The organism is Bacillus sp. FCW2 (genome assembly GCF_021228595.1).
GTDB classification, from domain to species: Bacteria; Bacillota; Bacilli; order Bacillales; family Bacillaceae; genus Bacillus; species Bacillus velezensis.
In genome coordinates this window covers 4,148,057-4,148,666 of record NZ_CP089436.1, presented here as the reverse complement: position 1 = coordinate 4,148,666, position 610 = coordinate 4,148,057, and the positions used below count along the sequence as shown (strand labels likewise).

Below are 610 nucleotides of genomic sequence, written 5' to 3'. Positions count from 1 at the left end.
CGAGCTGATTCATGCGAAGAATAAATCAAAAGCCATCATGCAGGAACAGCGCAATGAAATGAAAGGTATCCTTGATGAAATCAGCGAAATTGTCCATCTTGATGTTTTCTCTACAGAAGATGTCGATCAAAAGCTGGAATCAGCAGACAAAAAACGGGACGATACTGTACATAAGCTCGGCAAGCTTGATCACGATCTAACGAAAGAATACGCAGAAACCGAGGCAAACGAACAGTTCATCCAGGCCGATTTTCAACAGCTCCAAAATGCCACGGGCAAAGGGGAAAACGCAACACCACTTCACTATAACGCTAAAGCTTACAGGGAAAGTGACATACATAAGAAAAAAGGCGAGATTACAAGACACTCAGACGCTTATCTGACGATTAAGAAGGAAGAAGCGAAAGAGCGGGAAATCAAGGATCTCAAGAAAAAGCTCGCCGACGGTGTGACCGATCCGGATGAATATTTGGAAATGGCGAAGAAGATCGGGTACGAGAACCTTGACCCTTCTCAACAGCAATATGTCATTCAGCTTGAACAAGCACAACAGCTGAAAGAAGCCGGAGAAGTGACTTGGGATATATTAAAAGGAGCCGGTGTCGGCCTT

Annotated in this window: 1 protein-coding gene; it reads left to right on the top strand. The window is 44.4% G+C overall.

Annotation, left to right across the window (positions count from 1 at the left end):
* Nucleotides 1-610, top strand: a 610-nt coding sequence (locus K3G25_RS20605; protein ID WP_269770606.1) for a T7SS effector LXG polymorphic toxin, incomplete at both ends; no start/stop codon positions are given.